The following is a 16,629-nucleotide window of genomic DNA, read 5'->3' on the forward strand; positions in this document are numbered from 1 at the left end:
TTAGACGTTTTGAACAGCCTGTTCTTTCTGATAGCGAAGAACTGGCTTTCTCGCTGCCAGCGTTTCATCAAGGCGCTTCACAACCGTTGTATGCGGAGCTTCCTGTACGACTTCAGGCGTTTCTTCTGCTTCTTTTGCAATTTGAATCATCGCATCGATAAACGCATCTAGCGTTTCTTTCGACTCCGTTTCCGTTGGTTCGATCATCATGCACTCTTCTACGATAAGCGGGAAGTAGATAGTCGGCGGATGATAGCCAAAATCAAGCAGTCGTTTCGCAATATCCAATGTGCGCACGCCAAGCTTTTTCTGACGTTTGCCAGATAAAACAAATTCGTGCTTACAGTGACGGTCAAACGGAAGCTCATAGTGTTCTGCTAAACGACGCATCATATAGTTGGCATTTAGCACAGCGTTTTCCGTCACCGCTTTTAAGCCGTCTGGACCCATTGAACGAATATACGTATAAGCGCGAACGTTAATACCGAAGTTGCCGTAAAACGGCTTTACACGTCCAATTGACTGAGGACGGTTATAGTCAAAGTGATAGCCTTGTTCTGTTTTCACAAGCACTGGTTTAGGCAAATACGGAATTAAATCTGCTTTTACCCCTACCGGACCAGAGCCAGGACCGCCTCCTCCATGAGGGCCTGTAAACGTTTTATGAAGATTTAAATGAACAACGTCAAACCCCATATCTCCAGGACGGGCTTTACTTAATACTGCGTTTAAATTTGCACCATCATAATAAAGCTTTCCACCTGCTGCGTGAACAATTTCAGCCATTTCTAAAATATCTTCTTCAAATAATCCCAGCGTATTTGGGTTTGTTAACATTAAAGCGGCTGTATCTTCTCCTACTACGCGGCGTAAATCCTCTAAGTCCACTAAACCATGTTCGTTTGATTTTACCGTTACCGTTTCAAATCCCGCAACTGTTGCCGAAGCCGGGTTCGTTCCGTGAGCTGAGTCTGGAACAATGACTTTTGTTCGCTGCGTCTCACCATTTGCTTCATGATAGGCACGAATCATCATAAGCCCGGTCCACTCGCCGTGAGCACCTGCTGCTGGCTGAAGTGTTACTTCATCCATTCCTGTAATTTCTGTTAAATGCTCTTGTAAATCATATAAAAGTTCGAGAGCACCTTGAACCGTTTGCTCATCTTGAAGCGGATGAATATGCGCAAACCCAGCAATGCGTGCTGCTTGTTCATTCACTTTTGGATTATATTTCATCGTACATGAACCAAGCGGATAAAACCCTGAGTCTACCCCGTGATTTCGTTTTGAAAGCGCGGTGTAATGACGCATAATATCGAGTTCTGATACTTCAGGAAGCTCAGGAGCTTTGGTACGCACATACGCTTTCCCAAGCAGTTCTTCAGCATTTACTTGCGGCACATCTAACTCTGGCAATGAATAGCCGATTCGCCCTTCTTTACTGCTTTCAAAAATAAGTGATTGATTTTGATTAAGCATGAAGATCCCCCAATTCATTTACAAGTTGGTCAATTTCCTCTTTTGTACGGAGCTCTGTAAAAGCAAGCAGCATGTGATTTTCAAGCGCTTGGTTATCACGGCTAAGATCATAACCGCCAATTATTTTTGATGCTAATAAATGATTGTTTGCTTCTGTTACCGAAACCGGAAGCTTCACGACTAATTCGTTAAAAAACGGTCCTTCAAATGCTACATTTACCCCTTTTGCCTTTAACGCTTCATATGCATAATGCGTTTTTGATAAGTTTTGCAGCGCCATTTCTTTTACACCTTGCTTGCCTAAAGCTGTCATTGCAACTGATGCTGCTAAAGCATTTAACGCTTGATTTGAACAAATGTTAGACGTCGCTTTATCGCGGCGTATATGCTGTTCACGCGCTTGAAGGGTTAAAACAAACCCTCGCTTACCGTTTTCATCGACCGTTTGCCCTACTAATCGTCCTGGGATTTTTCGCATAAGCTTAGACGTAGTTGCAAAGTATCCGCAGTGCGGGCCTCCAAATTGACTTGGAATACCAAATGGCTGTGCATCTCCAATGACAATATCAGCTCCGAATTCTCCAGGAGGCGTAAGTAAACCTAATGATAAAGGATTGCTTGAAACCACAAACATGCATTTTTCTTTATGGGTAATTTCTTCAATTTCTTTTAACGGCTCGATTTGTCCGTAGAAATTTGGATACTGGACAATAACAGCTGCCACGTCACTCCCCATCTCTTTTTCTAATGCAATCATATCTGTTACGCCGTCTGCTGAAGGGATTTCTACCACTTCAATGTATTGACCCTTCGCATACGTTTTTAACACATCTTTGGACTCAGGGTGAACAGCCGCAGAGACAAGTACTTTTTTCTTTTTTGTTTGACCCGCACTGAGCATAGCGGCTTCTGCTAAAGCAGTTCCTCCGTCATACATAGAAGAATTAGCCACGTCCATCCCCGTTAACTCACAAATCATTGTTTGAAATTCAAAGATGGCCTGAAGTTCTCCTTGAGAAATTTCCGGTTGATACGGAGTATAGGCCGTATAAAATTCCGAACGAGAAATAACATGATCAACAATAACCGGCATGTAATGATCGTAAACTCCTGCTCCTAAAAAAGAAGCATAGTCTTTTAAATGAGCATTTTTAGCAGCCATACTATTTAATTCTTTTAACAGCTGAGGCTCTGAAGCCGCTTTTTTAATATTGTATTCTCCTTGAAAACGAACGCGCTGCGGAATATCTGAAAATAAATCATCAACAGATGAAACACCAATTGCTGCTAACATTTGCTGCTGATCTTGTTCTGTCATTGGTAAATAGCGATGTAACATGTTAAATTCCTCCCCAAAGCTTACTTTGAACGTTTATAAAAAGGTGTTGAAACCACTTTTGCTTTTAAGCGTTTTTTCCGAACCTGCACTTCCACTTCTTGACCAAGCTCTGTATACTCTGCTGACAATAGTGCTAGACCGATGTTTTTCCTTAATGTCGGTGACTGTGTACCTGTTGTCACAAATCCAATTTGTTCTTCATCTGCAAATACTTCGTAACCGTGTCTTGGTATACCTTTATCAATCATTTCAATTCCTACCAGCTTACGAGGTGCCCCGCTTTCACGCTGTTCTTTTAACACTTCTTTTCCAATAAAGCTGTCTTTGTTCGTTTTTACTGCAAATCCAATTCGAGCTTCAATGGGCGTAATATCTTTTGAAAGCTCTTGACCATATAAAGCCAAAGTAGCTTCAAAACGAAGCGTATCGCGAGCGCCTAATCCGCAAGGCAACACACCTTCATCACTGCCAGCTTCTAAAATAGCCGTCCACAAGTGAGAGGCGTCAGCTGAAGAACAATAAATTTCAAAGCCATCTTCTCCGGTGTACCCAGTACGTGAAACGAGAGCTTTTACATTCGCTACTTCTACATCATCAGCAAATGTAAATGGCTTTAACAAAGCTAAATTTTCGTTCGTTAACGTTTGTAAAACTTTTTCTGCTACAGGACCTTGCAAAGCTAGCTGCGCAGTTTCATCAGACTGATTAACGAGCGTTACATCTCCTTGTTTGTGAGATACCAGCCACTCATAGTCTTTTTGAATATTAGCAGCGTTTACGACTAGCAAATACTCTTGATCTGCTTTTTTATAAATCAGCAAATCATCTACCGTGCCTCCGTCTTCATAACACATAGCCGTATACTGCGCTTTTCCATCTACGAGGGCAGAAACGTCATTTGTCATCGTGTGCTGAAGAAAAGCTAAGCTATCAGCTCCTGTTACAAGAATTTCTCCCATATGAGAGACATCAAAAAGGCCTGCCTTTGTACGTACAGCTTCATGCTCTTCTTTAATAGAAGAAAATTGAACGGGAAGAGCCCATCCTCCAAAATCAATTGTTTTGGCACCATATTTTTGATAGGTATCATAAAGCGGCGTTTTGTGTAATTCTGTTGTCATTTTTATGTCCTCCTCTTTTTCACGTGAAACTTTTCATAACGGGGAGTTTTCAAATAGTGTGGGGATCACTATGTATCCAAACAAAAAAGGACAGAAAACCCCCTACTGTATTTAGTAGGAAGTCTCTGTCCTTTTCACCTGAAAGTTTACCTATAAACGAATAGGTTTGCCTCGTGGGTGGTCTATAAACGTATAGACACTCTCCAGAGCTGCGTCAAACAAGAGTCTTTTTGCCTGAGAGATTCACAATTTTATTGCTTGCTCCTTCGGCGCTACATTCAAGTAGTCTCTCCCCGTGTCGTCATTCGCTTCTATAAAATTGGTAAAGTTGGGCATACTACTGAAAGATGTATCTATCTTTATTCACACAATCATTTGTAAAGTGCTAATCTATTTTCTTTTTCAAATTTTCTAAATATATTTTTATCCTACCTGATTCTTATCATTTGTTCAATAAAAATTTTTTACAAAGGAGCATTTTTATCATGAAAGTGAAATTAAACATCGATGAAACATGGGAAGCAGCCTTCTCAACTAAATTGGAGCAAGACGGACCCTGGTCTGCATGGGATTTGTATAAACTTGCCTATGAAATAGAAGACCAAACGCTTATCTCAGAATTTGAAGGACTACAAAGCCCAAAACATCTAGCCGATTTAACGCCGCTTCCTCATCAGCTCGAAGTAGCCAAACAAGTAGTTGAAACAATGAATGGAAAAGCCATTTTAGCAGATGAAGTAGGACTGGGCAAAACGATTGAAGCAGGGTTAATTTTGAAGGAATATATGATTCGCGGACTTGTTAAAAAAGTTCTCATTTTAGTTCCAGCTTCGCTTGTTTCCCAGTGGGCTATGGAATTGAACCAAAAATTTTATATTCCCGCAGTCCCTCAAAGAAAATCATATGTGTGGGATCAGTGTGACATCGTTGTGTCTTCAATTGATACAGCAAAACGTTCTCCTCATCGAGAAATTGTGCTAGAACAAGACTACGACCTCATCATCATTGATGAAGCTCATAAACTTAAAAACAACAAAACAAAAAACTATGAATTTGTGCAAAGTCTAAAAAAGAAATTTTGTCTGTTGCTAACCGCAACACCGATTCAAAATCGAATTGAAGAAATTTTTAACTTAGTCTCTCTTTTAAAGCCTGGTCATCTCGGCAATAAAGACTATTTCGAAGAATTATTTTCCGCTAAAAAACGCTCTTTGCAAAACGATGAACACTTAAAAGAGCTTGTTAACAAAGTTATGATTCGAAATCGCCGCCACGATACGGGTATCGAATGGACGAAGCGAATTGTTCAAACCATTCCTGTTGAATTCTCGCCGAAAGAACGGGAGCTATACGATGCGATTACATCTTTTAAAGGAAACGGACTCCACCCTTCAAGCGCTTTTTCAATTTTAACCCTGCAGCGAGAGGCCTGCAGCAGCCGTGAAGCGGTGTATATGACATTAAAAAACATGCTGGAACGTCAGGAAGATCCAAACAGCGCATTAACGGAACATATGATTACTCCGTTAATGGAACTACTTCAGCAAGTGCCGCAAAATGCAAAAGCAGAAAAAGTTCTGGAGCTCGTTCAAAAAATTGATGACAAAGTCATTATTTTCACTGAGTACAGAGCAACTCAACTGTATTTACAGTGGTATTTAAAACAGCACGGAATTACCTCTGTACCGTTTAGAGGAGGATTTAAGCGAGGTAAAAAAGACTGGATGAAGCAGCTTTTTGAAAGCCACGCGCAAGTATTTATTGCCACTGAAGCGGGCGGAGAAGGAATCAATCTTCAGTTTTGTCATCATATTATTAACTATGATCTGCCGTGGAATCCAATGCGTCTAGAACAGCGAATTGGAAGGGTCCATCGTTTAGGTCAAAAACATGATGTTCACATTTACAATTTAGCCATTCAACATACGGTCGAAGAACATATTTTAAAATTGTTATACGAAAAAATAAATCTTTTTGAACGAGTTGTTGGAGAGTTAGATGATATTTTAACAAAGCTTGATTTAAAAAATATCGAAGAGCATATTCAAGATATTTTATTTCATTCACGGAGTGAAGGAGAAATAAAAATCAAAATGGAGAACTTGACGTCTATTATTCAATACGAAGACAGCGAGGAGGATCAGCATGCAGCAAACTGATATTCATCAATTTTTAAAGCGTTACTTTCTAGCTAATAATTGTTCTATTATCACAGAAACGCCATCTTATCTAACGGTTCAATTAACGATCGAACTTGACAAAGAGTTGATGAATCGTCCATTTTATTGGCATTATGTTGAAAAGACAGGCGGAGAAGCAAATCCTGCTTCACTCACTTTCATTACAGACCCAGCGTTTGAAGATGATTCTGTTCAAGGAGAACGAATTCATTTTGGTTCACCTAGGCTGCATCAAATTTTCGCTTCTACTCAAAAGCTAGGCGGATTTATTCATCTGTATGAACAAGTTGCATCAGCACAGCCAACAAATCAGCCTTTACACCCTTGGCTTGCGTTAAATATTAAAGTCTCGTACAAATGCGATCGTAAAAAAGATGAGCTCTTGTCGCTTGGCATTAATTTAATCAATGGACAAATTATTGAATCCTTTCATGAATTAATCATTCATCAAAATTTATCATCTAAAATCTCAGACTATTGCTTTACTCTTTCACCTTTTATTAGGCCGAAAAGTGCGATTGCACGACTCACATCATACGTGACTGACTATGTTAAAGCTCAGCCGACTGAATGGGCAGAAAAAGCGCAGGAAAGATGGTATGAAGATTTAGCGCTTCTTGATCATTTTTACGAAACAGCAGAAGAGCTGCCAGAAATATATGTGACCGAAAAAACAGCGCTTCAAGAGCTGTACGAACCGACTATATTATTTAAGTTTATAAACGGTGGCTTATTTTACATATCGCCTGAAACGATGTCTCGTCAATTTAACAAAACACAAGCCGGTTAAAAAAAAGATGAGCATATGATATGCTCATCTTTCTTTTTTCTTTCGATACCACAGCATAAACGACAGCGGAATCACTCCAAACCATCTGTTTGCAAAAGGTGCTCGTTCTTCTTTTTTTTGAATTTTTTTCGTTTTCCTCTCTTCTTTTGGCTGATCCATATATTGTACAAATTGCTGAGTCATATATTTTACATAATCATTCGTTTTCATATAATCATCTCCTCAGCACTATTATATCCGGAGAGAAAGAGACTTAATCCGTCCACTTCACAATGTGCTGATCCTTTTTTTGAATATATGCGGTTTCTGTCAATGCTCTTCCTTGCAGTGTTTGACACTTTATTTTTAGGATAATCATCTGTTCATCTTCACTTACTACTTCGTATGAAACCGTACCCGTTTCTAATATTAGGGGTGTAGATGGAGATTTACTATGTTCTTTTATTTCTTTTTTCACATGTACAACCGCGTTTTCTAAAAGATGCTGCAGACGATTTTTCTGCTCTACTTCTTGATAAAATGAACTTTTCGTCACAAAATAAGTGGTTTGCTGAGCTACTAACAGAAGAAAAAGCGCACAAAATGCCAAAACAACCGGGAGAACAAACCCTTGCTCATTATGTTTCATAAGCAAGCATCAAAAACGTCGTAATGGTTTCTTCTCTAACTTTGTTAACACCGTCTGTTGAACGAATTAACAGCCTTTCTTTTTGCTGTTCATACATAATATTCTTAATGTGCTGCAGCACAACTTCATGACCGCTTTCATCCACTCGTCTTCTTATCTTGTCTTCGTAGCGTTCATAAGTGATGATCTGATTATTTTCCATTTTAAACGTAAGCGTAGTCGCATGAATTCTCACTTCTTTTGCTTCTCGATATTCCATAGCAAGTTGATTCACAAAAATTTCCCACTCCATTTCATTCATACTAAAGTCTGGATTATATGTTTGCTTAGCTAGCGGAATAATAATGGGGAAAAATGAAACAATGAGCAAAAAAAGAGTAAAACTGACTAACATCTCTACAAGCGTAAAGCCTTTTTCACTTTTCACTTCAACATCACATCACACTTCTTTTTCATTTTATCAGCGGAATCTGTCCATTCTACACAAAGCTTTTGAGCACTTTCTCCGTTCCATTTCAGATAAAATGCAACGTTTTCCTTTACGATTTTTTCTCGCCGTTTATATCCTGTTTCATATTTATATTTCAATAGCTCTTCGTGCAAGATAGCATCGGCTTGATACGAGACATATTGCTTCTTTTCTGCTTCCTTCATCTGAACATACAAAGGAATAATTGTACCGGTTAGGAGTAAAAGCATGCTAAATGACACAAGCATTTCTAACAAGGTGTAGCCCTGCTGGCCCTTACATCTTGTCCACATAAAAACGTCCTCTACCTATTTGAAAAGTAACTTTGTATTTAAATTTTTGGCTGCTGATAAAAATGGTCTTTGCTTGAGAAATATTGCCGTTTTTGTTGTATTGTATCGTGGAATTACCGCTTCCAAACGTGATATGAATGGTGGAGTCATAGGCACGCTTATAAAGAACGGCACGAGAATCAGAAACAATATATTCTGTTCCCTTTGGTGCGAAGTTAATTTTAATTGGAGATTCGCGGTTCATGGCTGTCTGCTGCACATAAAACGTGTCACTTTGCAGCTGTCGCAAGAATAATGTGATTTTGTAATATTCCACAAGCGGCCGAATGGTTACGATAATGGAAAACATCATCACTTGCACAATAAATAAAACCATCAGCATCTCAATGAGGGTAAATCCTTTTTGCTTAAGAAGAACCACTAGCCGTAACCTTTCCGGTACCGTCAATTTGAATAGCTTGACCATTTGGACACACGGTGCCTTCTTTTAAGTAACCTCCTGCTTCAAGCTCTTCTAGACTTGGTTTTTCGCCGTTTTCAAGTTCATATACTTGTACCTCAGCCTCTACGGTTTTGACAAGAGCTGAGCAGCCTTTATTGTTAATAACCGTATTATGCTTTAATACATTTGGAATCATAATGAGCAAAAGCACGGTAATAACGAGCATAACAATGAGCATTTCAATAAGGGTAAATCCTTTATTACCTTTTAGAATCATATTCTTTCCCCTTTCTACAAGCTCGACATCACTTCTAACATCGGAAGCATAACGGACATATACATAAGCAGAATGACAATTCCGATGAATAAGAATGTAAGCGGCTGTACATATTTTAAAATACGAAAAATAAACTGTTCTATTCTTTCCATCATAAATAGACTGTAATCATACAGTTCTTGAGAAAGCTCACCGTTCTGCTGACCATGCACAATAACATGAGCCAAGTCTTTTTCATAATGAGATTTACCTGAAACGATATGATCTAATCGCATTCCTGAGGAAAGTTGATCTGTAAAAGCAAAAGCTTCCACTTGAAAAAACGGATGATGCTCTTGCTTTTGAAAAAGAGCAAAGCATTCATAAATAGATAAACCACCATTTAGTAAATTGCTCATATGAACAGAAAAAAAGTACGAGTTAAATAGCCGTGTGAACGTTCGGATAACGGGAACTCTCATAAAAAGCTGCATTTGAACTACTGGAGGCAATTTTTTAATGTACATCACATAAAACAAATACAGGATGATTGGCATACTGATGACTGCAGGCAACACAAAAGGAAAGAAAGACATCGCCTGCATAAATAAGAGGATAAACGAAGACTGCTTGTTTCCAAAGGATAAGTACAGAGCTTCAAACTGTGGAAGTAAAACCGTACTTAAAACAAATAAAATGGAAAGAATAAACAGCAGTAGCAATACGGGATATTGAACAAGCTTTTGAAATTTTTTACGATGCCTTACTTTTTCTTCAATCATTGAGCTACTTTCTTTTAAAGCAAATTGAAGGTTTCCATGTTGCTCCGCAAAATATAAATAGCTTAAAATATCACGGTGAAACTGAAGTTTAACAAAAGCATCGTGCAAAGATTCTCCTCGTTTTAACTGCTCAAGACATTTTTCAATATCCGTTTTTTCTTTGTTAGATACTTGAAACGTCAAAAACGAAAGAGCTTGAGAAAGAGTGTAGCCTTTTTCTAAGAGCTTAGAGACCTGCTTAAGAATTTTCGCTTGTTGAGCAAGAGACCACCTTTTTTGTCTATTTGTCTTTACCCCCATCCGTCTAGCGAATGCGGATATAAATAGCCTAGCGCGATTCCTTTTAGAATAACATCTCGGAGCGTCTTATAATCATAATCCGCATTTTCTCCTTTCACTTCTCTCATCACTGCGCTAAGCTCCTTGCCATAAAGCAATTCGTATATGCTGGACTGACGATGTTTTCTCATTTTTTTACAAGCGGGGTGGCATTTTCCGGAACACAGCGGACAGCGAATTTCTACAAGGCGCTGTGCAGCTACTGCTACAAGGGTCTGTTCCATTTCTTGAAAGCTAACGCCAAATTCAAGCAGCCTGTACAAAGATCCTTTTGTATCTTTAGTATGCATCGTTGTCAAAACCAAGTGTTCTGTCATGATAATAGGACACTTTTAAGCTGTTTTTGAACGTCAAATTAGGTAATTAACAATTGTAAGGCTGCTTTCGTTAACATAGGCAACAATTGAATAAACACATAAGCGATACTTGTTTTTGTTAACCAAGAAATACTTTTTTCTTTAAAACTTACAATGTACAACAATCCAGCCATTGGTATCATCACACTAGCAATTGGATAAGATATCATGCATACGATGTCTAAGTAAGGTTCAATATTATCGTAAGCTACATTGGCACCAATTTCTTTTGTCTGCTCGACAGGATGTAGTGCCCAATCTAGCAACTCATTGACAGAGGCTGCCGTTCCTAGTGTAGCCTCTTTATTTATGAATTCTGTAATTGTTCCTACGGTTTGAACTTTGCCCCACATGAGAATACCTCCTTAGAATCCTGCTGTTACTGATACGAGCAATCTCATAAGCATTGGTGATAGCTGAACAATGATATAGCCTATGGTTGCTCCTTGCATCATTTCTAACGCTTTAGGACGATTTCCAAGCAGCCAATAGATACCTGCTGCACTAAAGGCTAAAAATGCAAGTGGATAAGATAAACCTTGAACTAATTCAGTTAGTGGATTAAATGCATCGATGACTTTTCTGGAGACTTCTTCTTTAACAGAGGCTGAAGCTGTTGTAGCTGCAAATGACATAGAAGGTTGCATAGTGAAGAAAACAGGAAACATAGTGCCGAAAACAAATGGCATACCTTCTTGCCCTGTAATAACTTCTGTGGATTCTTTAACTGGGGATGGGTTTAAAAACTCTTTAATCGTACCAACCGTTTGAATTTTCTTAGATGTAAACATATGAATTCCTCCTAATAAAAATCTGTAATAGTAAAAACCTCTACATTTAAACCTTCACAGAGCTTTAGTAATTGCTTACGTCTATAATCAGTGGTGGTCATCCAGATAAGTTTAGGCTTTGTTTTGTATGCTCCTGAGTTAAATAACTGACGATACTTATTAATTTTCAGTTTGTTAACACTCATCTTCTGAGTATGGTCAATTTCAATAATATGATCGCTCCCTCTTTCTTCAAAAATAGCATCACAAACCACCTTCACGTGGCCTTCTATCTCTAGCAAGACCTCATTTTCCCATGTCTCCGGACAACCATACGCGATGTATAAGTAATTTCTCATGATATAATGGCGGGCTTGAATAGTTTTTTTACGAACTTTGTTGCAATCAACGCGTTCTCTCCCTTCCTTAGATAAATAATAAATTTTCTCTCCATCACGAAAGTAATGAACGTACTCATCCAAGTTTTGCATCACTTTACGAGCATTACGATCCGACCCTAAATCATGTAAGGTTTGGAGTTGTGTTCTGTTAAGAAAGTCTAGTTTTTTTAAGGACAGGAGTATCTGATCGGTTCTCTGCTCCTTTTTGCTCAGTTTGTTCATTATCATCATCCTTTCGAGGTTGAATGTTGATATGAGGTGTAATAACCTTTTTAATTTGTTCATCTTCTAAGAAATAGCTTTGTACCTCATTTGTTCCATCCGGTGTCCTTATAATAGCTCTCCCTTTGACTGTGATATCTTCAGCTCCTGTATGGTCAAGAACGACTAAACTCTGATTACCGGTATCCAACCGATAACAAACTTTTGTAATGGTATTTGCTTTTACCTGGCTATCCAATACCTCTACAGTTGGATATTGAGTCGAGAAAACTAAATAAATACCTAGGCTTGCTGCTTCACAAGCGATGGTTTTCATCCAAGCTTTGCATTGCTCATAAAGGAATTTTGCCCTTTGAATATCTTCTTTCGTTTCTAACTCCATACGTCTATAATCAAGATTGCTTGCTTCATCAATAATGACATAGTGCCTCGTTATGGGCTCTTTTACATCTTGAATCTTCTCAACACCTAATTTTTTAAATAAGACTTTTCGACGTTTCATTTCTTGTATAACTGCTCTAAAACAGGAATGTGAGCTTTCTAAATCTTCAGCTAGGTTCATTACCTGTTTGCAATCTTTATAGCGTTGAAAAGATAATCCTGATTTCAAGTCAATGAGGCTAAATTCAACTTCATTAGGGTGTAATTTAATAAAAGTATTAATCAGTAGATGTAAGAATGTAGTTTTACCGTATCTCGTGGTCCCAGCTATTACAGCGTGCCCATCATCTAAACGTATAAAATGAATTCCATCTTTTGTTTCACCAATAGGAACATGCCATTTCTTACATTGCTCCCAGATAGCTTCACTAAAGGGAAGGTAAGTAGGTATATCTTGATCATATACTTTGACTCGTAGCATCCCATCATAGCTCATATGGATGCTTTTTCGTATTAAATGCTTTTCACCAAAGATTTTTCTTATTTCCTCAAAAACACCTGAAATTGATTTGGTTTTACGTAATTCTTTAATGCTTACTTTTTTCATGTCACCTAACTTAAAGGTGAATACTGTTTTTTTGTTATTCAACCCATCCTCAAATTTATCAATTTGATCTTTAAAGTCCTGCAGACCTAAACCTAAAGGAATTTGATAGACATACTCCGTGTATTTTTTGTTTTTAGGACGGTATCTGCGATGGATCCGGATAGACTGGCCGGCTTTTTTTAAACCCACATTATCTGCAATTTGTTTAATTTTCTTTGCGTCATCTTCAGCGCTTCCCTCCTTCTTCAATTGAGCTAAACCTAAAATAGAAGCTGCAGCAATTGAGGTCGTGATTTCAATCAGCACACCTACACCCCTTCTCTTTTGTATCCTAAAGGATAGTCTCTTTTAAACGGAACTCAAATAATTGGAAGAAATGTTGTAGTTATCACATTCTGATGTTCCGTTTAAAAGCGTGGAACGGCTTTCTATTCGGTAACATCATTCGGCACTACTGACGGAATTAAATTTGGTACATTTAAAAGGCATTTTGTTCGGTATGTTAAATGGTATTATGGAAGGCCTGTATTATATGTCACGTTCTTTGAACATTTTTTCATAAAACTAAATATTTTTTTGATGGACAGGATATTACACTTTGATGTAGAAACTTCTTATTTGAGGTGATAATTCATGGCAGTGGAAGGATTTGAATGTAGGTTAAGAATTATTTTTGCAACTAAAAAGAGTGAAAACCCTTCCTTTAAACAAGAAGAATTTGCGAAAAAAGTAGGAATAAGCAGGGGGACTTTAAGTGCATTAGTTAATGAACATTCTTTACCCAACTTCAAAAATGCGTATATTATCGCTAAAGAGTTAGGCGTTACTATAGAAGAAATATGGGTACAAGTACAGTAAATAATTTGTTTATGTGTCAAAACAACAAATTTCTATAGACAATCTGGTAGTGTTATACTTACACTATTGTTAAATGTCTCTTATGTAAATAAGTTTAATTTTTGGAAATTAGTTAGGTTGGGCATACTATATATTGCCTTTATACATACATTAGTAAAAACACTGAGCCTGAAAAGGAGTTTCTTTTATGGAAAACAAAAGACATTATCAAAACCCTCCGGTTAGAGAAGTAATTTGCGAATTTCGTTTTGATGAAAAATCAGAATGGGATGCTACTATTCCGGGATTAATTTACGATGAGCTTAAAGAAGCTTATCCACTAAAAAAGCGTAGTAATGAGGTTGAAATTACTAACGAAGGTAGTACATCTCGCTCCGTTCAAATGAGTGATAGAATTCAGTTCTTTAATGAACAGGAAAATGCAGCAATTCAAATTGCCCCTAATTTATTAGTTATAAACTTACTAGCTCCTTACACTAATTGGGATAATTACCTGGGCATGATCGAACGCGTATTTACAACATACAAAAAGATAGCTAACCCATTAGATATTGTTCATTCAAAATTGCATTATATAAATGAGATAAAATTCACTCAAGATGTAGTTGAGTTAGATAAGTATCTAAATTTTGTCCCTTTTCTAGGAGGTAATCTTCCAGGCGACTATTCATCTTTTATCTTAGGAGTTAAAATTCCTTATGAAGAAGAAAAAGATTATCTTCGTATTCAAATGCAGAATGGTAAATCACATAATTTGATACTTGATTTAGCCTACACGAATAACCAGATTGAAACTGTTAATTTTGAAAATATGTTTGTATGGTTAAACAAAGCGCATGATAATATCATTGAAACTTTCGAAAACTGTATTAAAGATGATCTAAGAAAAACATTTGTGGAGGTGTAATTTATGTTTATGAATGGTACAAAGCCGTCCATTTCAGATTGGTCATTTGACGATACACCTAAATATTTTCCACAAGTTATTGGTCAACAAATACAACGTATCTTTTCGGATTTTTCTTCTTCATTGACTAGTACTTTACTTTGGGAAGAGGATCAACGTGAAAATGCTCTAAGTGATGTTTCATCTGAAATGAAAATTTCTTATTTAGAAAAGTTATATGTATTCACTGATAATCGCCTAGTTGAGAAATTTCTTACTGATAATCCTTTTCTTATTAAAGTGTTATTTGAGGCTTTTTTTCAGATACAAGAAATTTTTCCTCAAGATGTTCAATTAAAGCTAGATCTCCAAAATGGAGACGATGTTGCTGAAAGTGAGAAACTTTATTTATTAATTAGCACAAATATAGATATTGATGATGCTTATGATTTACTTGATACTTTAGATGGATTATGGTGGATTCAAAATGCTTCAAAGGTCAAAGAGAAAATGAATATTGATTTGGAGATTTAAATCATGTTTGACTGGCATAAATATCTCAATTTAGCTCAAGAGCTCTCAGAAAAAGATGATGAAGAATTTAAACGCTCTGCTATTAGTAGAGCGTATTATTCAGCTTACTGTAATGCTAGAAATTTTTTAGAATCTAAAGGGCTTGGACTTATTCCTGGAAAAAAGAATGATCATCAAGCGATATGGAATGCTTTCAGTAAGTTAAAGGGGGCAGATTTAGTAAGCATCGCTACTACAGGGGACCGTCTGAAACAAAAGAGAAAGAAAGCTGATTACGATGATAGAATCAATAACCTTGATAAGATTACTAAAAGGGCTATTACAGAAGCAGAAACAATAAATTCCATTATTAATGAGAACCTTTAAACATTTAAGATTTAAAAACTACCCTAGTTTAATATTAAACTAGGGTAGTTTTTTTATAGAAATTCATTTTTTAGACATTAATAGCCTTTAGATTTCAATACAGCTTGCAGCTTACTCTTTGTATTTGGACCATATGTGCCGTCAACCTCATATGGTAAGTAAACTTTTTGGAAGCGCGTTACTGCATCCTTAGTTTTATCTCCATAAATCCCGTCGGCTGTACCACATTTAAAATCAACGGCATTTAACGCATTTTGCAGCTGCTCAATTGCTGCTTTATCTGTTGAGCCAGTTTTGAGAACACCTGCAGGTAATGGATATTTATATTCTGATTGCTCTTTTTTAGGTGTTTCAGGAGTAGGTGTATACGTATTTTTTGCGGTACCAAACTTAATTGTTTGACCTACTTTTAATTGAGATGGTTTAATATCCGGGTTAGCAGCAATTAAATCCTCAACAGTAATCCCTTCTTTTCCATCTTTTAAAGCAATAGACCAAAATGTATCGCCTTCTTGAATAGTATATAATCCAGGTACCGGATCAGGTTGCTTAATTACTGGCAGCATATCGGACAAGATATCTTTAAATGCTTTATTGTAATCAAATACGCAGCAAGCTTTCCAAGAGTAGCCTGGCATTTCATTATGTGCCTTGTCGTATTTACCAATTCCATCAGCCATTAAAGCTTTGTGCAAGTCAATAATAGAGCGAATAGTTGCTTCACTAAGCTTATCAGTACGGTAGTCACCGATAACACAGATACCTAAACCTATTGTATTGCTGTTACCTACATGATAGCTTCGCTTAGCAATATCTACACAATAATAAATAGCTGCTCTTCCATCAATCACATGCTTTGGATCAATAATTAAAGCATAAGCGATTTCTGGCCAGCCGTTTGTGCGTACATGGAAGTCAGCAAATGATTCAATTTTAGATCCACCCGCTGATAATTTAGTTAATGAATGATGCCATACACGTGTAGTAATGGAATTCACACCGTTTTTACGTTTGGCATAAGAGCCTTTATGAACTAATTTACCTCTTTTATCAACTAACTGTGGTAACTTTTCAAATGCATGCATGCTCATCTTCCTCTCAAATTTTAGTTATATAAAAAAGCCACTCAA

At 37.3% G+C, this 16,629-nt stretch carries 21 protein-coding genes, 1 pseudogene and 1 riboswitch; of the genes and pseudogenes, 6 read left to right on the forward strand and 16 right to left on the reverse strand.

What is annotated here, in order from left to right:
* From gcvPB to gcvT, 3 genes are read right to left on the reverse strand one after another with little or no spacing between them, the layout of a single operon-like run.
* Window positions 1-1,479, reverse strand: a complete 1,479-nt coding sequence (gcvPB, locus tag BG04_RS07180; RefSeq protein WP_013059165.1) for an aminomethyl-transferring glycine dehydrogenase subunit GcvPB — start codon at window positions 1,477-1,479, stop codon at window positions 1-3.
* The gene (gcvPA, locus tag BG04_RS07185) at window positions 1,472-2,818 is read right to left on the reverse strand and encodes an aminomethyl-transferring glycine dehydrogenase subunit GcvPA (protein ID WP_034648941.1); all 1,347 of its coding nucleotides are present in this window, start codon (window positions 2,816-2,818) and stop codon (window positions 1,472-1,474) included. The genes gcvPB and gcvPA overlap by 8 nt, the downstream gene beginning before the upstream one ends.
* 20 nt (window positions 2,819-2,838) lie before the next feature.
* Window positions 2,839-3,939 (reverse strand): glycine cleavage system aminomethyltransferase GcvT, encoded by a 1,101-nt coding sequence (gene gcvT, locus BG04_RS07190; protein ID WP_034648938.1) that lies wholly within the window; start codon window positions 3,937-3,939, stop codon window positions 2,839-2,841.
* Between the two features lie 212 nt (window positions 3,940-4,151).
* Window positions 4,152-4,244: riboswitch (glycine riboswitch) on the reverse strand.
* Between the two features lie 180 nt (window positions 4,245-4,424).
* Between gcvT and BG04_RS07195 the strand changes: the two genes are divergently transcribed.
* Both BG04_RS07195 and BG04_RS07200 read left to right on the forward strand, forming a co-directional pair.
* A complete protein-coding gene (locus BG04_RS07195) occupies window positions 4,425-6,098 on the forward strand; it encodes a DEAD/DEAH box helicase (RefSeq protein WP_013085010.1) in 1,674 nt (557 codons plus the stop codon).
* Window positions 6,085-6,909 (forward strand): YqhG family protein, encoded by an 825-nt coding sequence (locus BG04_RS07200; RefSeq protein WP_016765555.1) that lies wholly within the window; start codon window positions 6,085-6,087, stop codon window positions 6,907-6,909. The genes BG04_RS07195 and BG04_RS07200 overlap by 14 nt, the downstream gene beginning before the upstream one ends.
* Before the next feature lie 24 nt (window positions 6,910-6,933).
* On the opposite strand, the gene BG04_RS07205 is transcribed toward BG04_RS07200, so the two are convergent.
* From BG04_RS07205 to BG04_RS07260, 12 genes and pseudogenes are all read right to left on the reverse strand, one after another.
* Window positions 6,934-7,119: a YqzE family protein gene (locus BG04_RS07205; protein WP_034648935.1), complete on the reverse strand. Its 186-nt coding sequence runs from the start codon at window positions 7,117-7,119 to the stop codon at window positions 6,934-6,936.
* A gap of 43 nt (window positions 7,120-7,162) precedes the next feature.
* The gene (gene comGG, locus BG04_RS07210) at window positions 7,163-7,537 is read right to left on the reverse strand and encodes a competence type IV pilus minor pilin ComGG (RefSeq protein WP_016765556.1); all 375 of its coding nucleotides are present in this window, start codon (window positions 7,535-7,537) and stop codon (window positions 7,163-7,165) included.
* Window positions 7,527-7,964, reverse strand: coding sequence for a competence type IV pilus minor pilin ComGF (gene comGF, locus BG04_RS07215; RefSeq protein ID WP_034648933.1), 438 nt, complete (start codon window positions 7,962-7,964; stop codon window positions 7,527-7,529). The genes comGG and comGF overlap by 11 nt, the downstream gene beginning before the upstream one ends.
* Window positions 7,961-8,299: a type II secretion system protein gene (locus BG04_RS07220; protein ID WP_016765558.1), complete on the reverse strand. Its 339-nt coding sequence runs from the start codon at window positions 8,297-8,299 to the stop codon at window positions 7,961-7,963. The genes comGF and BG04_RS07220 overlap by 4 nt, the downstream gene beginning before the upstream one ends.
* On the reverse strand, window positions 8,283-8,720 hold the full coding sequence (gene comGD / locus BG04_RS07225) for a competence type IV pilus minor pilin ComGD (protein ID WP_016765559.1): 438 nt from the start codon (window positions 8,718-8,720) through the stop codon (window positions 8,283-8,285). The genes BG04_RS07220 and comGD overlap by 17 nt, the downstream gene beginning before the upstream one ends.
* Window positions 8,707-9,018, reverse strand: coding sequence for a competence type IV pilus major pilin ComGC (gene comGC, locus BG04_RS07230; RefSeq protein WP_016765560.1), 312 nt, complete (start codon window positions 9,016-9,018; stop codon window positions 8,707-8,709). Before comGC ends, comGD begins: the two co-directional genes overlap by 14 nt.
* Before the next feature lie 14 nt (window positions 9,019-9,032).
* On the reverse strand, window positions 9,033-10,079 hold the full coding sequence (comGB, locus tag BG04_RS07235; protein WP_034648932.1) for a competence type IV pilus assembly protein ComGB: 1,047 nt from the start codon (window positions 10,077-10,079) through the stop codon (window positions 9,033-9,035).
* Window positions 10,070-10,435 (reverse strand): annotated as a pseudogene (locus BG04_RS07240) (ATPase, T2SS/T4P/T4SS family); the annotation flags it as partial. The gene comGB and the pseudogene BG04_RS07240, both read right to left, overlap by 10 nt.
* A gap of 38 nt (window positions 10,436-10,473) precedes the next feature.
* Window positions 10,474-10,827: a hypothetical protein gene (locus BG04_RS07245; RefSeq protein ID WP_034656753.1), complete on the reverse strand. Its 354-nt coding sequence runs from the start codon at window positions 10,825-10,827 to the stop codon at window positions 10,474-10,476.
* 12 nt (window positions 10,828-10,839) lie between these two features.
* A complete protein-coding gene (locus BG04_RS07250) occupies window positions 10,840-11,265 on the reverse strand; it encodes a hypothetical protein (protein WP_034656752.1) in 426 nt (141 codons plus the stop codon).
* 11 nt (window positions 11,266-11,276) lie between these two features.
* A complete protein-coding gene (locus BG04_RS07255) occupies window positions 11,277-11,867 on the reverse strand; it encodes a replication-relaxation family protein (protein ID WP_080743123.1) in 591 nt (196 codons plus the stop codon).
* Window positions 11,794-13,161 carry an FtsK/SpoIIIE domain-containing protein gene (locus BG04_RS07260; RefSeq protein ID WP_034656751.1) on the reverse strand — a complete coding sequence of 456 codons (1,368 nt, stop codon included), beginning with the start codon at window positions 13,159-13,161 and terminating at the stop codon, window positions 11,794-11,796. The genes BG04_RS07255 and BG04_RS07260 overlap by 74 nt, the downstream gene beginning before the upstream one ends.
* Before the next feature lie 327 nt (window positions 13,162-13,488).
* Here BG04_RS07260 and BG04_RS07265 point away from each other — a divergent pair, with 327 nt between their 5' ends.
* The 4 genes from BG04_RS07265 (at window position 13,489) to BG04_RS07280 (ending at window position 15,499) form a co-directional block, all read left to right on the forward strand.
* On the forward strand, window positions 13,489-13,713 hold the full coding sequence (locus tag BG04_RS07265) for a helix-turn-helix transcriptional regulator (protein WP_034656748.1): 225 nt from the start codon (window positions 13,489-13,491) through the stop codon (window positions 13,711-13,713).
* Between the two features lie 187 nt (window positions 13,714-13,900).
* On the forward strand, window positions 13,901-14,620 hold the full coding sequence (locus tag BG04_RS07270; protein ID WP_034656746.1) for a TIGR04255 family protein: 720 nt from the start codon (window positions 13,901-13,903) through the stop codon (window positions 14,618-14,620).
* A gap of 3 nt (window positions 14,621-14,623) precedes the next feature.
* Window positions 14,624-15,133, forward strand: a complete 510-nt coding sequence (locus tag BG04_RS07275) for a hypothetical protein (protein WP_034656744.1) — start codon at window positions 14,624-14,626, stop codon at window positions 15,131-15,133.
* A gap of 3 nt (window positions 15,134-15,136) precedes the next feature.
* Window positions 15,137-15,499 carry a hypothetical protein gene (locus BG04_RS07280; protein ID WP_034656742.1) on the forward strand — a complete coding sequence of 121 codons (363 nt, stop codon included), beginning with the start codon at window positions 15,137-15,139 and terminating at the stop codon, window positions 15,497-15,499.
* Window positions 15,500-15,576: 77 nt separating this feature from the next.
* On the opposite strand, the gene BG04_RS30550 is transcribed toward BG04_RS07280, so the two are convergent.
* Window positions 15,577-16,584, reverse strand: coding sequence for a peptidoglycan-binding protein (locus BG04_RS30550; RefSeq protein ID WP_052098017.1), 1,008 nt, complete (start codon window positions 16,582-16,584; stop codon window positions 15,577-15,579).
* Window positions 16,585-16,629 lie beyond the last annotated feature (45 nt).

This window comes from Priestia megaterium NBRC 15308 = ATCC 14581 (genome assembly GCF_000832985.1).
GTDB lineage: Bacteria > Bacillota > Bacilli > Bacillales > Bacillaceae_H > Priestia > Priestia megaterium.

Coding starts and splice junctions, on each gene's coding strand:
- BG04_RS07220 (WP_016765558.1), bottom strand. CDS start 8,299: ATGTGGACAAGATGTAAGGGCCAGCAGGGCTACACCTTGTTAGAAATG.
- BG04_RS30550 (WP_052098017.1), bottom strand. CDS start 16,584: ATGCATGCATTTGAAAAGTTACCACAGTTAGTTGATAAAAGAGGTAAA.
- BG04_RS07275 (WP_034656744.1), top strand. CDS start 14,624: ATGTTTATGAATGGTACAAAGCCGTCCATTTCAGATTGGTCATTTGAC.
- BG04_RS07200 (WP_016765555.1), top strand. CDS start 6,085: ATGCAGCAAACTGATATTCATCAATTTTTAAAGCGTTACTTTCTAGCT.
- gcvPB (WP_013059165.1), bottom strand. CDS start 1,479: ATGCTTAATCAAAATCAATCACTTATTTTTGAAAGCAGTAAAGAAGGG.
- BG04_RS07255 (WP_080743123.1), bottom strand. CDS start 11,867: ATGAACAAACTGAGCAAAAAGGAGCAGAGAACCGATCAGATACTCCTG.
- BG04_RS07245 (WP_034656753.1), bottom strand. CDS start 10,827: ATGTGGGGCAAAGTTCAAACCGTAGGAACAATTACAGAATTCATAAAT.
- BG04_RS07205 (WP_034648935.1), bottom strand. CDS start 7,119: ATGAAAACGAATGATTATGTAAAATATATGACTCAGCAATTTGTACAA.
- BG04_RS07195 (WP_013085010.1), top strand. CDS start 4,425: ATGAAAGTGAAATTAAACATCGATGAAACATGGGAAGCAGCCTTCTCA.
- comGB (WP_034648932.1), bottom strand. CDS start 10,079: ATGGGGGTAAAGACAAATAGACAAAAAAGGTGGTCTCTTGCTCAACAA.
- BG04_RS07265 (WP_034656748.1), top strand. CDS start 13,489: ATGGCAGTGGAAGGATTTGAATGTAGGTTAAGAATTATTTTTGCAACT.
- BG04_RS07270 (WP_034656746.1), top strand. CDS start 13,901: ATGGAAAACAAAAGACATTATCAAAACCCTCCGGTTAGAGAAGTAATT.
- gcvPA (WP_034648941.1), bottom strand. CDS start 2,818: ATGTTACATCGCTATTTACCAATGACAGAACAAGATCAGCAGCAAATG.
- BG04_RS07250 (WP_034656752.1), bottom strand. CDS start 11,265: ATGTTTACATCTAAGAAAATTCAAACGGTTGGTACGATTAAAGAGTTT.
- comGG (WP_016765556.1), bottom strand. CDS start 7,537: ATGAAACATAATGAGCAAGGGTTTGTTCTCCCGGTTGTTTTGGCATTT.
- gcvT (WP_034648938.1), bottom strand. CDS start 3,939: ATGACAACAGAATTACACAAAACGCCGCTTTATGATACCTATCAAAAA.
- BG04_RS07280 (WP_034656742.1), top strand. CDS start 15,137: ATGTTTGACTGGCATAAATATCTCAATTTAGCTCAAGAGCTCTCAGAA.
- comGC (WP_016765560.1), bottom strand. CDS start 9,018: ATGATTCTAAAAGGTAATAAAGGATTTACCCTTATTGAAATGCTCATT.